The sequence below is a fragment of the Trinickia sp. genome (assembly GCF_057351765.1).
In genome coordinates, this window is sequence record NZ_JBMRBK010000036.1 from 33,073 (window position 1) to 50,452 (window position 17,380).

21 protein-coding genes and 3 pseudogenes are annotated in these 17,380 nt (G+C 59.7%); 8 read left to right on the forward strand and 16 right to left on the reverse strand.

Annotated elements, in window-relative coordinates:
* The first annotated feature begins 238 nt into the window (after nucleotides 1-238).
* Together ACO1XS_RS08480 and ACO1XS_RS08485 are read left to right on the forward strand one after the other, a co-directional pair.
* Nucleotides 239-910, forward strand: a complete 672-nt coding sequence (locus ACO1XS_RS08480) for a haloacid dehalogenase type II (protein WP_486390431.1) — start codon at nucleotides 239-241, stop codon at nucleotides 908-910.
* 426 nt (nucleotides 911-1,336) lie between these two features.
* Entirely contained in the window at nucleotides 1,337-2,614 is a 1,278-nt protein-coding gene (locus tag ACO1XS_RS08485) for an NAD(P)/FAD-dependent oxidoreductase (protein WP_486390432.1), read from the forward strand.
* Between the two features lie 163 nt (nucleotides 2,615-2,777).
* Here ACO1XS_RS08485 and ACO1XS_RS08490 read toward each other — a convergent pair.
* Nucleotides 2,778-2,921, reverse strand: a pseudogene (locus tag ACO1XS_RS08490) (ISNCY family transposase); the annotation flags it as partial.
* 469 nt (nucleotides 2,922-3,390) lie between these two features.
* On the opposite strand from ACO1XS_RS08490, the gene ACO1XS_RS08495 reads away from it, so the two are divergent.
* Nucleotides 3,391-4,017, forward strand: coding sequence for a glutathione S-transferase family protein (locus tag ACO1XS_RS08495; RefSeq protein WP_486390433.1), 627 nt, complete (start codon nucleotides 3,391-3,393; stop codon nucleotides 4,015-4,017).
* Nucleotides 4,018-4,099: 82 nt separating this feature from the next.
* Here ACO1XS_RS08495 and ACO1XS_RS08500 read toward each other — a convergent pair whose 3' ends face one another.
* The 6 genes from ACO1XS_RS08500 to ACO1XS_RS08525 form a co-directional block, all read right to left on the reverse strand.
* Entirely contained in the window at nucleotides 4,100-4,837 is a 738-nt protein-coding gene (locus tag ACO1XS_RS08500) for an HAD family hydrolase (RefSeq protein WP_331567077.1), read from the reverse strand.
* The gene (locus ACO1XS_RS08505) at nucleotides 4,828-5,295 is read right to left on the reverse strand and encodes a YbaK/prolyl-tRNA synthetase associated domain-containing protein (protein WP_486390434.1); all 468 of its coding nucleotides are present in this window, start codon (nucleotides 5,293-5,295) and stop codon (nucleotides 4,828-4,830) included. Before ACO1XS_RS08505 ends, ACO1XS_RS08500 begins: the two co-directional genes overlap by 10 nt.
* A 14-nt stretch (nucleotides 5,296-5,309) precedes the next feature.
* Nucleotides 5,310-6,278, reverse strand: a complete 969-nt coding sequence (locus tag ACO1XS_RS08510) for a threo-3-hydroxy-L-aspartate ammonia-lyase (RefSeq protein WP_486390435.1) — start codon at nucleotides 6,276-6,278, stop codon at nucleotides 5,310-5,312.
* Nucleotides 6,279-6,302: 24 nt separating this feature from the next.
* Nucleotides 6,303-7,274: an ornithine cyclodeaminase family protein gene (locus tag ACO1XS_RS08515; protein ID WP_486390566.1), complete on the reverse strand. Its 972-nt coding sequence runs from the start codon at nucleotides 7,272-7,274 to the stop codon at nucleotides 6,303-6,305.
* Between the two features lie 104 nt (nucleotides 7,275-7,378).
* A complete protein-coding gene (locus ACO1XS_RS08520; RefSeq protein WP_486390436.1) occupies nucleotides 7,379-8,692 on the reverse strand; it encodes a dicarboxylate/amino acid:cation symporter in 1,314 nt (437 codons plus the stop codon).
* Nucleotides 8,693-8,844: 152 nt separating this feature from the next.
* On the reverse strand, nucleotides 8,845-9,957 hold the full coding sequence (locus ACO1XS_RS08525; protein ID WP_486390437.1) for an asparaginase: 1,113 nt from the start codon (nucleotides 9,955-9,957) through the stop codon (nucleotides 8,845-8,847).
* Between the two features lie 190 nt (nucleotides 9,958-10,147).
* Here ACO1XS_RS08525 and ACO1XS_RS08530 point away from each other — a divergent pair, with 190 nt between their 5' ends.
* A complete protein-coding gene (locus ACO1XS_RS08530; protein WP_331567089.1) occupies nucleotides 10,148-10,780 on the forward strand; it encodes a helix-turn-helix transcriptional regulator in 633 nt (210 codons plus the stop codon).
* An 80-nt stretch (nucleotides 10,781-10,860) separates the two neighbouring features.
* Nucleotides 10,861-11,061 (forward strand): annotated as a pseudogene (locus ACO1XS_RS08535) (SAM-dependent methyltransferase); the annotation flags it as partial.
* Nucleotides 11,062-11,163: 102 nt separating this feature from the next.
* Here ACO1XS_RS08535 and ACO1XS_RS08540 read toward each other — a convergent pair.
* Nucleotides 11,164-11,412, reverse strand: coding sequence for an AbiTii domain-containing protein (locus ACO1XS_RS08540; RefSeq protein WP_486390438.1), 249 nt, complete (start codon nucleotides 11,410-11,412; stop codon nucleotides 11,164-11,166).
* On the opposite strand from ACO1XS_RS08540, the gene ACO1XS_RS08545 reads away from it, so the two are divergent.
* The gene (locus ACO1XS_RS08545; RefSeq protein ID WP_486390577.1) at nucleotides 11,349-11,660 is read left to right on the forward strand and encodes a hypothetical protein; all 312 of its coding nucleotides are present in this window, start codon (nucleotides 11,349-11,351) and stop codon (nucleotides 11,658-11,660) included. The genes ACO1XS_RS08540 and ACO1XS_RS08545 overlap by 64 nt on opposite strands.
* Nucleotides 11,661-11,694: 34 nt before the next feature.
* On the opposite strand, the gene ACO1XS_RS08550 is transcribed toward ACO1XS_RS08545, so the two are convergent.
* The 4 genes from ACO1XS_RS08550 to ACO1XS_RS08565 form a co-directional block, all read right to left on the reverse strand.
* Complete coding sequence (locus ACO1XS_RS08550) at nucleotides 11,695-11,907, reverse strand: hypothetical protein (protein WP_486390439.1); 213 nt, start codon at nucleotides 11,905-11,907, stop codon at nucleotides 11,695-11,697.
* Nucleotides 11,908-11,972: 65 nt separating this feature from the next.
* Nucleotides 11,973-12,191 (reverse strand): hypothetical protein, encoded by a 219-nt coding sequence (locus ACO1XS_RS08555; protein ID WP_486390440.1) that lies wholly within the window; start codon nucleotides 12,189-12,191, stop codon nucleotides 11,973-11,975.
* A gap of 524 nt (nucleotides 12,192-12,715) precedes the next feature.
* Complete coding sequence (locus ACO1XS_RS08560; protein ID WP_486390441.1) at nucleotides 12,716-13,036, reverse strand: type II toxin-antitoxin system PemK/MazF family toxin; 321 nt, start codon at nucleotides 13,034-13,036, stop codon at nucleotides 12,716-12,718.
* Nucleotides 13,030-13,278, reverse strand: a complete 249-nt coding sequence (locus tag ACO1XS_RS08565; RefSeq protein WP_486390442.1) for an AbrB/MazE/SpoVT family DNA-binding domain-containing protein — start codon at nucleotides 13,276-13,278, stop codon at nucleotides 13,030-13,032. The genes ACO1XS_RS08560 and ACO1XS_RS08565 overlap by 7 nt, the downstream gene beginning before the upstream one ends.
* A gap of 181 nt (nucleotides 13,279-13,459) precedes the next feature.
* Between ACO1XS_RS08565 and ACO1XS_RS08570 the strand changes: the two are divergent.
* Nucleotides 13,460-13,732: pseudogene (locus tag ACO1XS_RS08570) on the forward strand (FAD-dependent oxidoreductase); the annotation flags it as partial.
* On the opposite strand, the gene ACO1XS_RS08575 reads toward ACO1XS_RS08570, so the two are convergent.
* Entirely contained in the window at nucleotides 13,627-14,028 is a 402-nt protein-coding gene (locus tag ACO1XS_RS08575) for a DUF736 domain-containing protein (protein ID WP_486390443.1), read from the reverse strand. The pseudogene ACO1XS_RS08570 and the gene ACO1XS_RS08575 overlap by 106 nt on opposite strands.
* Between ACO1XS_RS08575 and ACO1XS_RS08580 the strand changes: the two genes are divergently transcribed.
* On the forward strand, nucleotides 14,027-14,284 hold the full coding sequence (locus ACO1XS_RS08580) for a hypothetical protein (RefSeq protein WP_486390578.1): 258 nt from the start codon (nucleotides 14,027-14,029) through the stop codon (nucleotides 14,282-14,284). The two genes, ACO1XS_RS08575 and ACO1XS_RS08580, sit on opposite strands and share 2 nt — an antisense overlap.
* A gap of 67 nt (nucleotides 14,285-14,351) precedes the next feature.
* On the opposite strand, the gene ACO1XS_RS08585 is transcribed toward ACO1XS_RS08580, so the two are convergent.
* The 3 genes from ACO1XS_RS08585 to phnL all read right to left on the reverse strand — a co-directional run bounded on the left by ACO1XS_RS08585 (nucleotide 14,352) and on the right by phnL (nucleotide 17,362).
* Complete coding sequence (locus ACO1XS_RS08585; RefSeq protein WP_486390444.1) at nucleotides 14,352-15,329, reverse strand: magnesium and cobalt transport protein CorA; 978 nt, start codon at nucleotides 15,327-15,329, stop codon at nucleotides 14,352-14,354.
* Nucleotides 15,330-15,396: 67 nt separating this feature from the next.
* On the reverse strand, nucleotides 15,397-16,530 hold the full coding sequence (locus ACO1XS_RS08590) for an alpha-D-ribose 1-methylphosphonate 5-triphosphate diphosphatase (RefSeq protein ID WP_486390445.1): 1,134 nt from the start codon (nucleotides 16,528-16,530) through the stop codon (nucleotides 15,397-15,399).
* A 79-nt stretch (nucleotides 16,531-16,609) separates the two neighbouring features.
* A complete protein-coding gene (gene phnL, locus ACO1XS_RS08595) occupies nucleotides 16,610-17,362 on the reverse strand; it encodes a phosphonate C-P lyase system protein PhnL (RefSeq protein ID WP_331568123.1) in 753 nt (250 codons plus the stop codon).
* Nucleotides 17,363-17,380: the final 18 nt, after the last annotated feature.

Genomic DNA, 17,380 nt, shown 5'->3' on the forward strand with positions numbered 1-17,380 from the left:
CCCTGTTTCATGAAAAAATCTGGCGCCGCCGCCGTCCTTGCTATATTGTTCAACAATTCTGTGCAGCCGATGCGCCACGAAATCTCGAAGTGCTTTGCTTGCTCGAGGCGCACAGCACTGCTCAGATCTCATGCATCAAACACGGCGAGCGTAGATCCGCAGCTACCTCGCCAGCCGACCTTGCTGCGATCTTCCCGTATCGACGGGCAAACATTCGATAGACAGAGGAAACCTTGACATGAGCACCAGCCTGAGGCCCAAGTACATTTCGTTCGATTGCTATGGAACGCTGATTAATTTTCAGATGGCAGACCTTGCGCGTGAGCTTTTCGCGGACCGCATCGCCGCCACGGACATGCAGCAATTCACGACGGACTTCGCGCGCTACCGTCTGGACGAGGTCATGGGCGACTGGCGGCCATATGACCAAATCCTCTGCAATTCGGTGAAACGGACCTGTCGCCGCTGGGGCATCGAATACCGCGATAACGAGGGTCTTAAGTTTTACAACGCCGTGCCGACCTGGAAGCCGCATGCAGACGTGCCGGACGCGCTGGCAAGGCTTGCCACGGAATACAAGCTGGTCATCTTCTCCAATGCGATGGACGTGCAGATTCCGTATAGCGTCGAAAAGCTGGGTGCTCCTTTCCATCGCGTTTATACCGCGCAGCAGGCTCAAGCCTACAAACCGCGTCTGCGTGCCTTCGAGTACATGATCGAGCAGCTCGATTGCAGGCCGAGCGACATTCTCCACGTCTCGTCCAGCATGCGCTACGACCATCTATCGGCGGACGACGTCGGGATCAAGAACAAGGTCTTCGTCTCGCGTGGTCACGAGCCGAGCTGGCCGGTGTGGGGCTCTCACGAAATTAAGGATTTGAGCGGCCTGCCCGCGCTCGTCGGTCTCTAAGAGTGATGTATGCGCCCTGAAGCCGGGCAGGCGCGGAGAATGTGATCGAGCTCGAATCGTACTGGCTTGATACTGCACCTGCGTTTGACCGTTCGGCACGCGGACCGGCGGTAGGCCGAACCGACGTTGTGATAGCCGGTGCGGCCTTTACCGGATTGTCCGCGGCGCTCGCGCTCGCAAGGCAGAGTGCGGGTGTAACCGTGTTCGAGGCGGCCCCGGTCGGGCGAGGCGTCCGGCCGAAACGGAGGGCACTGTAACAGCGGACTCTCGCATGACTTCGCCGCGTTGGCCGGGCGCATTGGCATCGAGAAGGCAAGCGCGTTCCACCGGGCATTGACGCCGCTGTCGACACCGTAGAGGCGGTCGTCGTGCAGGAGAACATTGCGTGTGACTTCGTGCGTGCCGGGACCATTTGGGGAGTATGAAATGCATTTCGAGTCTTACTGGCTGGATACGTCCGAGCCATTCGTCAACAACTCGCCTGACGAGCACGGTGGACGTTGCGACGTGATCGTGGTGGGCGGGGGGATCACAGGGTCGGCGGCTGCGTTGGCGCTGGCTAAAAAGGGCGCGCGCGTCATCGTCTGCGAAGCTGGAACCGTGGGGCAGGCGGCGTCGGGCCGCAATGGCGGCATGTGCAACAACGGCTTCGCGCAGGATTACGCTACTCTCTCGCAGCGCATCGGCACGGAATGGGCCAACCGGCTGTATCTCGCGTTCGACGCAGGTGTCGACACGGTCGAGCGATTGGTCAGGGAAGAGTCGATCGATTGCGATTTCGCGCGCACGGGCAAGCTCAAGCTCGCGGCGAAACCGGAGCACTTCGATAAGCTCGCGCGAAGCCAGGCGATGTTGGCCGCGGGCGTAGACCCCGACACGCGCCTTGTGACCAAGGCGGAGCTTCGGGACGAGTTGGGTTCCGACCGTTACCACGGCGGATTGATTTTTAAGAAGAGTGCGGGGATGCACGTCGGCCGCTACGTTCGGGGTCTCGCGAGGGCCGCGCAAGCGCGTGGAGCGCATATTCTGGAACATGCGCCGGTTCTGGGGCTGCAAAGGGAATCGGCCGGCGCCTATGTCGTCCAAACGCCGCGCGGAGAAATCCGCGCGGCGCAGGTCCTTCTCGCAAGCGGCATCTCGCAGGTCGGGCCGTTCGGCTGGATCCGGCGCAGAATCGTGCCGGTTGGGGCGTTCCTCATCGTCACGGAGCCCTTGCCGGTGGATTTACTCAACCGGCTGATGCCGACGCGCAGGATGGCCACCGACACCAAGAACTTCGTCAATTTCTTTCGTGTCACGCCCGACAGTCGGATACTGTTTGGCGGACGCGCGCGTTTTGCGACCTCGAACCCTCGTTCGGACGAGAAAAGCGGCTTGATCTTGCGACAGCAAATGGCCGCCGTGTTTCCCGAACTGGCCGACGTGCGCATCGACTATTGCTGGGGCGGCATGGTCGACATGACGGCCAATCGATTGCCGCGCGCCGGAGCGCGAGAAGGTGTGTACTACTCCATGGGTTATAGCGGACACGGCACGCAGATGGCCACGCTGATGGGTACGCTGATGGCGGAAATCATGGACGGGCGTGCCGATTTGAACCCATGGAAAGACTTCGGCTGGCGCGCCATTCCCGGTCACTTCGGCAAGCCGTGGTTTTTGCCGTTCGTGGGCGCATGGTATCGACTCAAGGATGTGCTGCAATGACGTCACCTATTGCATCACCTGATGCAAGCGAAAAAGCTGGAGCGGTTCTTCATCGACGGCGTATGGGTTGCGCCGGAGAGTACCGACCGAGTAGCGGTAGTCTCGCTGTCCACCGAAGAAACGATCTGCGAAATCCCATTGGGAGACGAACGCGACACGCCCCAGGTTTGCCGTAACGCTCGATGTACGCGCGCGTCGCCTCGAAATAGCTGAACGTCGATTCGCTCGCCGTGAAGTACACGTGCATCAATCGACTCGTCGCATCGTCCACGTAGACCAGCAGCGTACAGGCTGGCGCCCGATCCTCCGAAGCGGACATTACAACTTAGCCGTGACACGCGAAAGGTTGATAATTTAGATTATGTCAAATAAAGCACAGAACCCAATAAGGGCATCGCGAACGGCCCAAAATTCGAAGCGATCCTGATCGGCGTCTGCGTCGCGGCGGCAACGTCTGCCGTGGCGATACTTCACCCGACCGGGAGTTTCGTGCTCTACTGCTTCTACATCGTCGCGTTCGAATTCCTGTTTCTGCGATGCCAAGCCCATCTCGTCGAAGAGTGTCCGCAAGAGATGGTCGGCACGATGGTCACCTATCAATACGCGGCCATGTATTCAGCCATGTTGCTCGTCACGGGCCGGAGACGCGGCTCATGCGGCGCTCGGTCTGCACGGCATCGCCCTCGGATGCGGGTGCTTTATCTCCTGTTGCGAGCGACCATCGTTTTCGATGGCAGGCGCATCGTCATGAACCCTTCTCAAGCAGATTGAATGTCATGATCAAGATACTCGGCAAATCGACGTCGATTAACGTACGAAAGGTGCTGTGGACCTGTGCGGAGCTGGACTTACCGTACGAGCACGAGCGATGGGGCGAAGACCACAAGCCCCTGAGTTCGCCGGAATTCCTCTCGCTGAACCCGATGGCGCAAGTGCCGGTGCTGATAGACGACGACTTCGTCACGTCGGAATCCAATTCGATCATTCGCTATCTCGCCAGTGCATACGATCCGAGCGGCCGGCTGCTGCCTCAGGCGCCGCGCAAGCGTGCCGAGATCGAGCGTTGGATGGACTGGCAAGCGACCGAGTTGAACAATGCATGGCGCTTTCCGTTCATGCACCTCGTTCGCCAACACCCGGCCTGGGCGAATTCGGAACGGGTCGAGAGCGGCATCCGGACGTGGACAGGTTATATGGCGCTGATCGACGCGCAGTTGCGCAAGACGAAGGCGTTTATCCTCGGCGGAGAATTCCTGCTTGCGGATATCGTGATCGGCTTGTCGGTTCATCGATGGTACTCGACGCCGATCGATCATCCCCAGTTCGAGGCCGTGAATGACTACTACGCGCTTCTCACGACGCGGCCCGGCTTTCGCGCCTTCGGGCGCAACGGCATTTCCTGAGACGGGGCGGAGTCTGAAACGCGTCATGTTGCGGGGCGGCGTAAAGTTGTCACTCGAACGGCCGCTTTGCAGTTGGAAGATGTCAGCGATCCGTTGCCGAAGTGAGCGAGAGAGGGCCACCCAACGCTCGGCACAGCATCGACAGATCCCGAATCCTCAGATACCAACGCGAAGTCTTGCCGGTTGAGGCTTTCGCCTCGGAAAAACCGTGCCGAACAATCCAGGCTGCCTGTAGGCCCGCATTCAGAGACCCGAGAACATCGAGATCGAAGTCATCCCCGACATGCAGCAACGCCTCGGGCTGCACCCCAACGATTTTTGCAGCCTCTAAAAAGATGCTGGCATCAGGTTTCGCATAACCGAACGCATCGGCAGTCAAGACTGTACGGAAAAACCCGGAACAACCGGTTAGCCGAAGGTCAGCGTTTCCGTTCGTCACTGCCACGAGCGGAAACCTGGCGCTAAGCCAGGTCAACGCTGGCCAAACGTCCTCATAGAACTCGACTTTCTGCCGGGCGGAATAAAAGACGGTGTATGCGGCTTCCGCAAGGGCGACATCTTCCTTCGCTAACTGCAAGGCAAGCCGAATGGAGCCGAGGCGTAAGGCTCGGTAGTTGGCAGCCAAGTCAGGGCGCGAGCGTTCGTACTGGTCGCGCAGCGCTCCAAGCGCCCGCCAGCTCGGCAGCGTAACTGCCGTTCCTCGCGCTTTTTCGAGCAACCAGGCATGAAGGACCGCTTCGGCACGCTCGACTGCCGCCCTGAAGGACCAGAGCGTGTCGTCCAGATCAAACGAGATGGCTGATACTTTGCCTAGACGCATAGGGATTGCAGAAGCGGCTTGGCAATCCGGACATAATCGACCGAATCCAACACCATCGAGCGATCGAGCCGTCCAGCGTTGAACGCGATCTCGTCAAAGCGCTCGACCAGCTCGGGGTCAACGATCAGTTTGATGTTTGACGAGAACGAGAAAGGAGGGATTGCACCAATGACGCACCCCGTCTCTCGTTGCGCTTCTTCGGGCGAGGCAAGCGTTGCCTTCTTGACCCCTGCTGCAGCCGCTACCCGCTTGAAGTCCAGTTTCCTGTCGCCCGGAAGAACCGCGAGGACCAGCGTGCGGTCGTCGTCTTTGCACTTGCAGAGCATCGCCTTCGCACCCTGCCCCGGCTCGGTCCCGCGAATCGCTGCGACCAGGTCCGACCGTCCCTCGGGTGGATGCTCGCTGACGCGGAACCGGGCTGCTTCGGCTTCGAGCAAAGCAACCAGCTTGTCAAACATGGGCGTCATCGTGCTTACGCCGCCGCTACCGCGCAGAAACGTTCGAGGTCGATGTTGCCACCGCTGATGAGAACGCCGACGCGCTTCCCTTTGAGAGAGTCCTTCATATTCAAGGCAGCAGCGAGCCCGAGGCACCCGGTCGGTTCCACGACCATCTTCATGCGGGCAGCGAAGAACTTCATGGCGCTCACCAGATCGGAATCGGGTGCCGTCAAAATGTCGTTCACATCGCGTTTGATGATACCGAACGTGTAGTGTCCGAGGTGCTGAGTCTGTGCGCCGTCCGCAATGGTTTTCGGCGTCTCGATATGAACGATTTTGCCACTCCGGAACGACTGCTGACCATCATTACCTGCTTCCGGTTCGACGCCGTACAAGACACATTGCGGCGCCAGAGCACGGGTCGATAGGGCGCTACCTGACAGCAGACCCCCACCGCCTAACGGCACAAACAGGTAGTCGAGCGCACCAACGTCTTCAAAGAGCTCCTTGGCGGCAGTCCCCTGCCCCGAAAGGATGTCCGGGTGATCGTAGGGCGGAATCAGCGTGAGGCCGTTTTCGTCTGCGAGACGCCGGCCAATCGCTTCGCGATCCTCGGTGTAGCGGTCGTACACAACCACGTTCGCCCCATATCCCTTCGTCGCCGCCACCTTCGCTGCGGGCGCATCATGCGGCATCACAATGGTCGCAGGGATGTTGAGAATCTTCGCGGACAGGGCAATCCCTTGGGCATGGTTGCCCGAGGAGAACGCGACCACGCCGGCTTTGCGCTGTTCGGGCGAAAATTTCGAAAGCGCATTGAACGCCCCGCGAAACTTGAACGCGCCCATGCGTTGGAAGTTCTCACACTTGAAGAACACTTCCGCGCCGATCATTTCGTTCAGCGTGCGTGAGGTTTGAACCGGGGTGCGATGTGCGACGCCGGCGATCCGGGAGGCAGCCGCCTCAACGTCAGCGTAGGTGGGAAGCTCGAAAGTAGTCATGTCAGACTCGAAAGTAGATTTGATTCACCAAGGCCATGCAACGGACGTCCCTAGCTGTTGCTCCGTGGCGTGCTCATAGAGGAAGCGCGCGACCGTGAGATCCTGCAGAGCGAGGCCCGTCATATCGAACACAGTGATGTCGCTCGGAGACCGCTGGAACGAGCTTGTGCCAGAAAGGATGTCTCCTATTTCCGTGCATGGCAACGACGGTGCCCACTGGCATTCGCCGATGCTGCGTGCCTGAACCTCATCATCGACGAAAATGCGCGCACGCGCCAACACACCATCAGGCAGTTCGCGCTTGCCAGCCGTGTCGGCACCCACACATGTCAGGTGCGTTCCAGGTTGAACCGCATCTGCTTCGAACAACGCGCCACTCCCGGGCGTCGCGGTGATGACCACATCGCTGTTGGCTACGGCATCGTTGCGGTCCATCGCCACGCTGATGGCGCACCGGTCCCGAAATCTCGCTTCGAAAGCGGGCTCGGCCTCGCCGGTGACAGTCACATATTGGACCGTACAGTGCTGAGGCAGTAGCTTCAGCGCGTACTGAAGCTGGACGCTCGCCTGAACCCCAGTACCGAAGATGCAGATCCGCGTACTTTCGCGTCGCGCGAGCTGTTGCAGCCCCAAACCACCGGCGGCGCCGGTCCGCGCAGTGGTGATTGCATTACCGTCCATGATGCAGAGCGGTCGCCCCGTCGCAGGATCGAACAGCGCAACGGTCGCTTGATGAGGCTCACCGCCAACGCCACGGTTGCCCGGCCAGAATCCGGCCGCCTTGAAACCGAGAAGATTCTGGCTTGCCACATCGCCGGACTTGATGCCGAACACCCCACCCGTATGCAACTTCTCGCGCACGACAGGAAAGACTCGTCCGGCTCGCCGGCTGTGAAGGATAAATGCTTCGCGAACCGCTGCCATGACCTGCTCCGCTTGCAGAGCAGGTTCCACAACGTCACGGTCGAGCAGGAGAAGCTTTGCGTCTGTCGGCATGGTCGTACGTTTTCCCAATCGGACGGCTAAAACTATAAAGTATGTCCACAAATGGACGAAATATCAACATAGACATGCCGAGCAATGCAAGGCCCTTCCCCGGGTCACGACGAACGAACATTCCCATAATCGGGGACAGGTTCAGTACTTGCGCTTTGCAACGCTTGACCCTGTTCGTGCGTCCCAGCGGGTGACAGTTCACCTTCCCATTTGGCCACCACAGCACTGGCGATGCTGTTGCCCAGAACATTGGTTGCCGTGCGGCCCATGTCAAGCAACTGGTCAATGCCCATCACCAGCAGCAAGCCGGCTTCGGGAAGGTGAAACATCGGCAGGATCGCGGCAACCACAACCAGCGAGCCTCGCGGAACCGCCGCCATACCCTTGCTGCTGATCATGAGGATGAGGAGCATCGTTATTTGCGTGCCGATGGGCATGTGCACGCCAAACGCCTGTGCGATGAAAATCGCCGCGAATGCCTGATAGACCATCGAACCGTCGAGATTGAACGAGTAGCCAAGGGGCAGCACGAATCCGACAAGGCGTCGATGCACGCCGAACTCGGTCAACTTTTCCGTCAAAACCGGAAAAGCGGCCTCGCTGCTGGCCGTCGAGAACGCAATCATCATCGGCTCACGAATCTTCTTGACCAATTCAGGCATACGACGGCCCAAGGCTGCGCGTCCAGCGAAATACAGCGCCGTCCAGAGTGCGAACAATGCCACGTAGAACCAGCCAATGAGCTTGCCGTAGGTGACGACCACGCCAAGGCCTTGAACGGTGACGACACCCGCGATGGCAGCAAAGATACCGACAGGCGCGAAGGCCATGACCGCGTTCGTCGCGCGAAGCATCGTCTCCATCAGCCCATCAACGGCACGCTTCAGGAACACGCCAGGCTCCCCCGGAACCTTTCCCAACGCAATACCGAAAAACAGCGAGAACACCAGAATCTGCATGATCTGGTTTCCCACCATTGCTTCAGCAATGCTGCTCGGGACGATATGCGTCAGGAAGTCCTTCATGTTAAGTGCGCTCGTTTGCAGATGCGTCGAAGCGTCCGCTGGCGGCAGTGGCATATTGAGATTGGCACCGGGTTGAGCGATATTGACGAACAACAGCCCGATGCTGAGCGATACGAGTGAAGCGACGATAAACCAGCCGAGCGCCTTCGCGCCGATTCGCCCGATGGACTTTCCACTGTGCATGCTGGCAATGCCAGAGACGAGTGTCGCGAAGACCAACGGCGCGATAATCATCTTGATCATGTGCAAGAAAATCGTCGTCACCGCGCCGAAGTCGGCGGCAATGGACTTGGCAGCGGCCTCGTCTCCCGCATATTGATGGCAGGCGTAGCCTACGACGATGCCGAGGATCATGCCGAGCATGATCCAATGAGAAAGCTTCCACTTTTTCATGATGGTATCTCCTTCGATCTTTTTTGATCTCATCTGTTTGCAACGCACACGTTCAAGTAATGCCCGGCCGGCGGGGTGATGTCGGGGGGCATTGGACGCCTGCGATAAGTCGGCAAGTCGCCATTGCAGGCGACCCGCTCACGAAATGGAATTCAGTACGTTGACTGGAATACTTTCTGAACCTTGTCCGGCGACGTCACGCCGTTGGCGATGAGCAGTTGCGTGAGAACACGCGACTTTTGAGGGTTCAGGTCATAGGAAGCAACGAAGCCGCTCTTGTCGTCGGGTACCTCGACATTCCGATTGACGAATCCGCTGCCCACACGCGTGGAACGGACCACGACGATGCCCTTGCGAGCAGCCGCTTCCATCGCGTCCAGTGCAGCCTTCGACGCATTTCCATCGCCGACACCCGCGAGAACGATGCCCTTTGCGTCATGTCGAACTGCGTCCTGAATCTGCGTCGCGTCCATGTCCGCGTGCGCGTACACGATGTCCACGCGGGGTAGCCCGCCGCTTGGCAGCTCCAAGGCCTTCTGGTGGCTGGTCGGCGCGGGAGAGAGGTAGCGGATCGAGGCTGGGTCGACGTACCCGAGCGGGCCGGCGTTCGGGCTCTGGAAGGTCTGCAACGACGTAGTGTTGGTCTTGGTTGCCCAACGCGGGCTGTTAATCGTGTCATTCATCACCATCAGCACGCCACGGTTGGCGGACTGGGGGCTGGCAGCAACTTCCACCGCTTCGTAGAGATTCATGGGGCCATCGGCGCTCCTCGAACTACCCGGACGCATGGAACCGACGAGAACAACCGGCTTGCTGGTCGAGAGGACGTGATCGAGGAAGAAGCCGGTTTCTTCCATTGTGTCTGTGCCGTGCGTAATCACAATGCCGTCGACCTCGTTCCGGTCGACGGCCTGTTTGATGCGGTTCGCGAGCTGATACCAGATCTTGTTGTTCATGTCCTGTGAGCCGACATTCGAAATCTGCTCCGCGTCGATGGACGCGAGCTTGTCGAGACCAGGAACGCTCGCGATGAGTTGACCGCCGGTAATGCCGCCAGCGTTGTAGCCAATTGCCGAGCGGGGATCGGAGCTGCTGGCAATCGTGCCGCCCGTTGCCAGCACGAGAATCCTCGGCAGGTTTTGTGGCGGGTTGGCGCTGGGCTGCTGTGCATCGGCGGCGGTCGTGAAGGCCCCCACTGTCAGCGACAAAAGCGCCGCACACAGACCTCGCGCCAAGGCGGACTGGCGTACGTGTTTCCCTTGCATTGCGTATCTCCTGATGGTGTCTATTTGGGGGCAGGGACCGAGCGGCGCGCTCAATAAAGGGCACTGACCGGCTCAAGGTCTATGCATATTATCCAAAGTTAGACGTTCTGTATAACATAGGGGAATGCGAGGATTTCGCTTCGGGCGCCAAGAGCCTATACAATGTGAAAAAATGTAGATGAATCATCCAATGGCTAAGAGCAAACTCACCAGAGAGCAGCAGACAATCCTCAACCAGGTCAAGCACATCGCAGCGGGATTGGGGGAAACGCTTGCGCCATTTACGGAGGTGGTGGTTCACGACCTCCTTCATCCGAAAAACGCGATCCTTGCGATCCACAACAACCTGTCTGGGCGGCAGGTGGGCGATCCTGCGACCGAACTCGGTCTGGCACGGATTGCCGATGCCAAGTACCCGCAAGTCCTCGCGAATTACGCGAATCGTTTCGCGGACGGCCGGCAGGCCAAGAGCACATCAATTGGCATAAAGGATTCGGACGGGCATTACATCGCCGCGCTCTGCCTGAACGTCGATGTGACGCTGTTCCGCAGCGTCACCCACCTGCTGGAACAGTTTTCTACGCTCAAGACTGATGTGGTCAAAGAATCGCTGGACCCATCGAGCGCAGAGTCGCTGCGTGAGCGAATCGATCGATTCGCGGTCGCTCTCGCGACGACGCCGCAGGCGCTGCGCACTGATCAACGAAGGACTCTGATGCAAGCCCTTAGAGACGAGGGATACCTTGATTTGCGACGATCGATGGAGACGGTCGCCCAACATCTGGGCGTATCGCGCGCGACCGTATACAACGACGCCAAGTGAGAGGAAATGCTGCGTGTCGCGGCAATTTAGTTCAGATCCTGGTCGCCCGAGATTTGCGCGAGAGAGCCTCGATTCTTCGAGGATTTCGGGACGCTGCGATCGACGACGCCGTGAAGATGACGCTCGAGGTCGGCCCGCTGTCGCGTGCGTTCGCTGATCAGCCCGACGACATCCGCGCCCGCGCCTCGGCCGCGGTTCGTGCCGCCTTCGCGGGCCTGCCCGACGAGCGGTCGGCGATGATCGACGGCGCGGCGTGGATCGTCATCGCACGCAATCCGGCAAGAGCGCCTCAACATCGGGCTGAAAGTGTCAACCCGCCTCGCACACAAAATCTCGGATACGTCCAAATTCGAAGCCCTGACTTAGGTCATTGACGCTGCGGGTCAAAATGTCCGTGGCGATACCTTGCCCCCGGAACGGCTCTGCGACCGCGTATCCGACGCTGAACCGGGGTTCTCGGTCATAGAGCTCAGCCGGTATTCACCGAACTCTTTGGCGTCAAGACGTGCCGCGAGGAGCTTGCACTTCCGTAGCAAAGCAGACACGTCCCAAGCTTCAGAGATCGCTGTTGCCTGGATTTCTTCAATCAACGCCATTTGGTTACGTAGCTCTGCTCTTCGAAGAGTTTTCATCTGCGTCGGCGCTGGCCGGCGTTTTCCGTGCTCTAGCTGTGAAGGCACTTGGCGACCGCCAGCAAGGCCGCGATCGCCGCAAAAAGAAAGCAAGCCTTCCAGTTGCCGATAATGAGTGGCATCTTCGCTCGTTCATCCGGCGTCATGCCTCGCGCTCGCACCCCAAAATAGATGAACGCGGCAGCCATCATCACCGGCACGACGACGTCATACGCTGGGCCGAAAACCTGGCTTCCGTATGTATGTGACATTCACAAATCCTTTTACGCGTTTTCCGAGCAGTCAGGTGACGGCGTGTTTCTGGATGGAGTGTGTCGTATCGAGGCCGCGCAGGTTGGTATGCACGGTGACGGTGTATGTGGCGATCACCTTGCCATCGGGATCTATCTCTTCATACTCGTCGATTTCCGTCTGCCCCATCGTGCCTTTCGTGCGCGAGCGCAAGTAGCGCAATTCATTGACGGGGGCGACTCCAAGTTCTTCTTTCAGGTCCATAGCTCGTTCTCGTTGAGCCCGCCGGGCGGCGCTTCCTTAGTGCCGGCGCGTTGGCGTTTTCCGTCCTATTTGCCCAGGATCGCAGCGAGAGCATTCTTGCCAAGAATGTGTGTCAGCTCCGCTGTGATTGCATCCACTCGGCGCGACTCATCTGCAATTGCACCAGAGACCGGTCTGTTTGAACCAATAAATTCGATGAGTTCCGCGCGCTCGTTCAGGAGCCGCTCGACCACTTCGTAGTCGAGGCCTGGCAGCACGACCGAAATAACGTTTGACTTCAGCATGTGTCTTTCCTGTTTCCATTGACCCACGTTGTCGCGCGTAACGTTGCTGCGACCTGCGCGGCCAGGCAACCCCTTTGGCTCAGCGAATGCCCGCACGATTCGGTCATAGCTGGACTTCTTGGCTTTGCAGCGCAACTCAATGTGAGAGATTGCGTCCTGGAACGTCCGCAATTTTGCAAGCTTGCCGTCCAGCGCGCCAAACGTATACGGGTCGCACGAGTCACACCACGGGTAAAGCACTTCATCATTGCCCCAGTAGGCCGATACAAGCGTTGCCGGCTTATGGCAATGGGCACATGGCTTCGCCAGCGGCTTCGCATCGAACTTCTTGACAAGCGCTGCAGATCTGCGCGAAGCGCCGCAAGCCGGCCACTGGCGTCAGACTTGCCGGCACCCACTTTACGTAAGACGCGTGTTTGAGTAAGACTACTTCCGATGATTTGCCTTCGTGCTCGCCAAATGTAACCAGCATGGTTAATCCTCGTTTTCCCGTGCCGTGCGGGGCGACCAATTTTCTTGTTTGCCTATTCCGCAAAGACTTCCTGCAAGGTTCGCAGGGTGTCCAACAGCGTTTTATCGGCCACTGAGCCCTCTTTCTTGACCAGTCGCACCTTGTCTATCGCACGAATCTGGTCCAGGAGGATCAACCCCTGCTTTCGCTTGAACGTGACCGGAATCCGAAACGGCGCGGCACGCCCCTTCGAGGTCATCGGGGCCACGATGACAGTGCGCAAATGATCGTGCATTTCAGAAGGCGAAACCACGACGCAAGGGCGCGTTTTCTGGATTTCGCTGCCCAACGTCGGATCGAGTGCGACCAACCAAACTTCCCCGCGCACTACCATGCAAGCTCCGCATCGTCGGCATTGGCGAACTCACCCATCACCAGCGCGTCATCACCGCTCCCCGCGAGCGCCTTGCTCGCTTCCGCCCATCCTTCGCGGGCCTTGTGTCGGGGGCGGCGCAGCACAATCGCGTCGTTTTCGACTTCCATTTCCACTTCGTTCTCCAGTCCCAACTGCGCAAGAACGGGCTTGGGGATCAGTACACCTTGCGAGTTGCCCATCCTGCGAATCGTCGTTTTCATAGCTCCACCGTAAGCACAATGTTATACCACCATGTATAGCACGTCAACACAATGTTATTACGCGCGAGGCCGTGTGTCACTACCCCATCCACAACACGGAGCCCATCACCATAAATGACGTCATCATCATCGGCGGCAGCTTTGCCGGCCTCGCCGCCGCCCTGCAACTCGGCCGCGCCCCGTCAATCTCGATACCCGCCGCAATATCGCGGTCGACGTCCTGTTCGCCCATCCGCGCAATAAGCCGTCCGCAAGCCTGCATGAATCACTGGGCCTCGCCACGGTGGATACGCCCGTCGGCATCGCCCTCAAGGTCGACGAGCGCCGCCAAACCAGCATGCCCGGCATCTACGCCGCCGGCGACCTCGCCACGCCCTTCTTACCCTCGGTCACCCTGGCATCATCGCAGGGCGCGATGGCCGGTATCTTCGCCCAGCAGTCGATGCTGGTTTGAGAGCACAGATTCCCTTCTCCTGTTGCGTCGCCGCCTTCGAAGAGTTTGGCGTAGGTCGGCGCGGTGAAGGACGGATCGTCGACTTTGACGGAATGGTAGGAGCGGTTGTCCTTCGAGGTCCGGCGCCAGGCGGCACCGATCTCGACGCCTGAGACGATCACAGGCAGGTCTGGCGCCTTGTCGCTGGTGGAGGCGGGTTTGCTCGAGACGATACGCGCCTTGGCATCGGTTCGGCTCCCCCTTGCCTCAATCAAAGGGTAACTAGTTAAGAACGAATCGGAACAAGGAGATGGCATGGCAGAGAAAAATGCAGATCAGGTCGCCGACTGGAATGGCCAAAGCGGGGCGCGCTGGGTCGCTACCCAGGCCCGGCTCGACGCCATGGTGGCGGTGTTCGGCCAGGCCGCGATCGAAGCCGCCGCGCCCGCGAACGGCGAGCGCGGGTTTCGTCCGCACGTGAAAACAACCAAGTGCGAGCAGGTCGCCAGAGCGCAAATGGAGGCCGGCGCACGTGAAATCACCGTGTCCACTCTCAAGGAAGCCGAACAGTAAGTTCGTGCAGGCGTCATCCGTTCCGACGGCACTGTTCAAACGTGGCCGCGTTTTTACGGCTGGTAAGTCACAGCCACCCCGCGGCCTTGAACCGCCACCAAAGAAAAATGTCGATTCCGAGCATCGCTGCGAGACAAACCGGATACCCGTACGCATAATGCAGCTCGGGAATGCTCTGAAAATTCATCCCATAGATACCCGCGATCATCGTCGGCACGGCAAATAGCGCCGCAAACGCCCCGAGCCGTTTCGTGACCTCGTTCTCGGCCAGCGAAATTATGCCGAGGTTGACCTGGATCGCAGTCACGATCATTTCCCGGCGGCCTTCAATTGTCCTGACGATGCGTTCCAGGTGATCGGAGACATCGCGAAAATACGTGCTCATTCCGAGGCAGATGCGCGGAATGCGGCCGCCCGACAGCTTGCTGACGCCCTCCAGCAATGGAGCGATGTGATGCTGTAAGGTGACGAGCTTGCGCTTGAGCAAATACAGGTCTTCGATGATCGCGCGCGATGCCGCGAGACTGTGCTTTTCGAAGATCCGGTCTTCGATCTCCTCGAGCTTCGCACCCAATGCCTCGAGCACCGGAAAATAACGATCGACGATATTGTCGATGAGCGCATACAGCACGAAGGCCGAGCCCTCCTTCAGCAAATGCGGCTCGTGCTCGCAACGCGTACGGACATCCTGGAAGCCGTGACGCGTCCGGTTGCGCACGGAGAGCACATAGTTGGGCCCGACGAATACATCGATCTCGCCGACCAGCAGTTCGTCGTCGTCACCGGTTTCGATCGTATGCAGCACGGCGAACAGCGAGTCTCCATACTCTTCGATCTTCGGACGCTGATGCCCATGGCGCACGTCCTCGAGCGCAAGCTCGTGCAAACCGAACTCGTGTTTCATGATTTCGAGTTCGATGGCGTCCGGATCCTTCAGCGCCACCCAAACGAAGCACTCAGGTTTGGCGAGATAGACGCTGATGTCATCGACGTGAATGTCGGCGAGCTTTTTGCCGTCTTGATAGACGACGCAATTGATCAACATGGGAAGCACCGGCGGGCTGATTCGAACTTTCGCAAGCGTACCTCATCGGTGGCCCGCTGTGTCCATCCTACGCTACTCGCACCCCATGCACATAGGTCGCCCGCGGTACGGGAAAGGCATCGCTCAAGCCCACGCGCACCATATCGGCCCGCAGTCCGATTTCAATCGCTCCCCTATCGTCGAGCCCAACGGCCTGGGCGGGTGCGCTCGATACGGTAGCGATCGCACGCGGTAGCGACCACCCCGCCTCCCGCACCAGTTGAAACGCCGCCATCATGAGGCTCGACGGAACGTAATCGGACGACAGGATATCGAGCAGGCCCTCCTTCGCAAGCTCGAGCGCCGACACGTTGCCCGAGTGCGATCCGCCGCGCACGATGTTGGGCGCTCCCATCACCGTGACCTGACCGTGCCGTCGCGCCGTCCGGGCGGCCGCCATCGTCGTCGGAAATTCCGCGATCGCAATGCCGTCGCGCACGGCCTCTTCCACGTGCTCGACGAGCGTATCGTCATGGCTTGCCATCGAAATGCCGAGCGCCTTGCAGCGATCGACGATGCTGCGCCGATGCGTTTGCGCGTAGCGCGCCTGCAGATCGGACAGTTCGATCAACGCGGCTTGAGCCTTTTCATCGCTCCACTTCCCGTTGCGCTCCTGGTATTGACGCCACTTCGCCGGATCGCTCCACTGCCGCTGACCCGGTGTGTGGTCCATCACCGAAGCGAGTTCGACGAGCCGATGACTGCCGAATTCCTCGAAAAGATCGACGACGTCTTCGGTGCCGACCTCGCAGCGCAAATGCAGGTAGTGCTGCGCACGCAGGAAATCGTGCGCCGCAAGGCGATCGAGCGCGGATACCGCATCGCGATGGACCTGGCTGCCGCGTAGCCCCGCATCGGTGCGCGAACCGATCGCGAGCGAATCGAACACCGTCGTGATGCCGGCCGCAGCGATCTGTGCGTCGTGGATGACGAACGCCGCATCGACGTTCCACGTGACGCCCGGACGCGGCGCAAGATGCTTCTCGAGATTGTCGGTGTGCAGTTCGACGAAGCCAGGCAGCAGATAGTCCCCCCGCCAATCGTCCGCCTCCGGCATGCTCGTCGTACCGGCTGCAACATCCACCACGAGGCCATTCTCGACCCGCACCACGCCGATGAATTCCTCGTCGCGCGTAACGATCCGCGCATTCCTGATCAACATAGGTTGCTCCGTATCCGCTATACGCGGCGTTCATTCGCACCGCTGATCGACTGTCGGCGCCCCCCCCCCCCGATGTGCGTCAGGCGGCCGCGAGCACCGACCGAGGCTCCAACTCGAGCTGCCGCGTGCACACCTGTGCGCGCGTGGCCTCGTCGTGGAAGATACCGACAATCGCGGCGCCGCGCCGGCGTGCTTCGGCGACGACCTCGGCAACGACTGCGCGGTTCGACGCGTCGAGCGATGCGGTGGGCTCATCGAGCAGCAACACAGGGTGCTCGGCAATCAGGCCGCGCGCAATGTTCACACGCTGCTGTTCGCCTCCTGAGAATGTCGCCGGCGCCAAGTTCCAGAGCCGCGCCGGGATGCCCAGGTGGGCGAGCCATAGTTTCGCACGCTGCCTGGCCTCATCACCGTCGACGCCGCGCGCGATCAGCGGCTCGGCGACGAGTTCGAGCGCCGGCACGCGAGGAATCGCGCGAAGAAACTGGCTCACGTAGCCGATCACGTCGCGGCGAACCCGCAGCAGTTCGTGAGGGCTCGCACCAGTCAGGACGATGTACCGGTGCTCGCGGGTTTCGTCGCGTAACTCAATGGATCCGGCGCTTGCCAAATAGTTTCCATAGAGGCAACGCAGCAGCGTGCTTTTTCCGGCGCCCGAGGGACCGACGAGTGCGACGCACTCGCCGCGCCGCAGATCGAGATCGACGCCGCGCAGCGCCGCAATGGCCTGGCCGCCTTGTGTGTGCAGCACGAACGTCTTGGCCAAACCGCGTGCACGCAGCATCAATGCTTCATCGTCGACAAAGCGCCTATCGATTCGTTCATCGCTCATTCGAACGTCCCCTCTTCT

Bases quoted from the DNA above. Each gene is read 5' to 3' on its own strand.
- ACO1XS_RS08530 (WP_331567089.1), top strand. From the start codon at position 10,148: ATGGCTAAGAGCAAACTCACCAGAGAGCAGCAGACAATCCTCAACCAG.
- ACO1XS_RS08515 (WP_486390566.1), bottom strand. From the start codon at position 7,274: ATGCCGACAGACGCAAAGCTTCTCCTGCTCGACCGTGACGTTGTGGAA.
- ACO1XS_RS08520 (WP_486390436.1), bottom strand. From the start codon at position 8,692: ATGAAAAAGTGGAAGCTTTCTCATTGGATCATGCTCGGCATGATCCTC.
- ACO1XS_RS08495 (WP_486390433.1), top strand. From the start codon at position 3,391: ATGATCAAGATACTCGGCAAATCGACGTCGATTAACGTACGAAAGGTG.
- ACO1XS_RS08580 (WP_486390578.1), top strand. From the start codon at position 14,027: ATGGCAGAGAAAAATGCAGATCAGGTCGCCGACTGGAATGGCCAAAGC.
- ACO1XS_RS08585 (WP_486390444.1), bottom strand. From the start codon at position 15,329: ATGTTGATCAATTGCGTCGTCTATCAAGACGGCAAAAAGCTCGCCGAC.
- ACO1XS_RS08485 (WP_486390432.1), top strand. From the start codon at position 1,337: ATGCATTTCGAGTCTTACTGGCTGGATACGTCCGAGCCATTCGTCAAC.
- ACO1XS_RS08525 (WP_486390437.1), bottom strand. From the start codon at position 9,957: ATGCAAGGGAAACACGTACGCCAGTCCGCCTTGGCGCGAGGTCTGTGT.
- ACO1XS_RS08590 (WP_486390445.1), bottom strand. From the start codon at position 16,530: ATGTTGATCAGGAATGCGCGGATCGTTACGCGCGACGAGGAATTCATC.
- ACO1XS_RS08480 (WP_486390431.1), top strand. From the start codon at position 239: ATGAGCACCAGCCTGAGGCCCAAGTACATTTCGTTCGATTGCTATGGA.
- ACO1XS_RS08560 (WP_486390441.1), bottom strand. From the start codon at position 13,036: ATGGTAGTGCGCGGGGAAGTTTGGTTGGTCGCACTCGATCCGACGTTG.
- ACO1XS_RS08540 (WP_486390438.1), bottom strand. From the start codon at position 11,412: ATGAAAACTCTTCGAAGAGCAGAGCTACGTAACCAAATGGCGTTGATT.
- ACO1XS_RS08550 (WP_486390439.1), bottom strand. From the start codon at position 11,907: ATGGACCTGAAAGAAGAACTTGGAGTCGCCCCCGTCAATGAATTGCGC.
- ACO1XS_RS08565 (WP_486390442.1), bottom strand. From the start codon at position 13,278: ATGAAAACGACGATTCGCAGGATGGGCAACTCGCAAGGTGTACTGATC.
- ACO1XS_RS08575 (WP_486390443.1), bottom strand. From the start codon at position 14,028: ATGCCATCTCCTTGTTCCGATTCGTTCTTAACTAGTTACCCTTTGATT.
- phnL (WP_331568123.1), bottom strand. From the start codon at position 17,362: ATGAGCGATGAACGAATCGATAGGCGCTTTGTCGACGATGAAGCATTG.
- ACO1XS_RS08555 (WP_486390440.1), bottom strand. From the start codon at position 12,191: ATGCTGAAGTCAAACGTTATTTCGGTCGTGCTGCCAGGCCTCGACTAC.
- ACO1XS_RS08505 (WP_486390434.1), bottom strand. From the start codon at position 5,295: ATGTTTGACAAGCTGGTTGCTTTGCTCGAAGCCGAAGCAGCCCGGTTC.
- ACO1XS_RS08500 (WP_331567077.1), bottom strand. From the start codon at position 4,837: ATGCGTCTAGGCAAAGTATCAGCCATCTCGTTTGATCTGGACGACACG.
- ACO1XS_RS08510 (WP_486390435.1), bottom strand. From the start codon at position 6,278: ATGACTACTTTCGAGCTTCCCACCTACGCTGACGTTGAGGCGGCTGCC.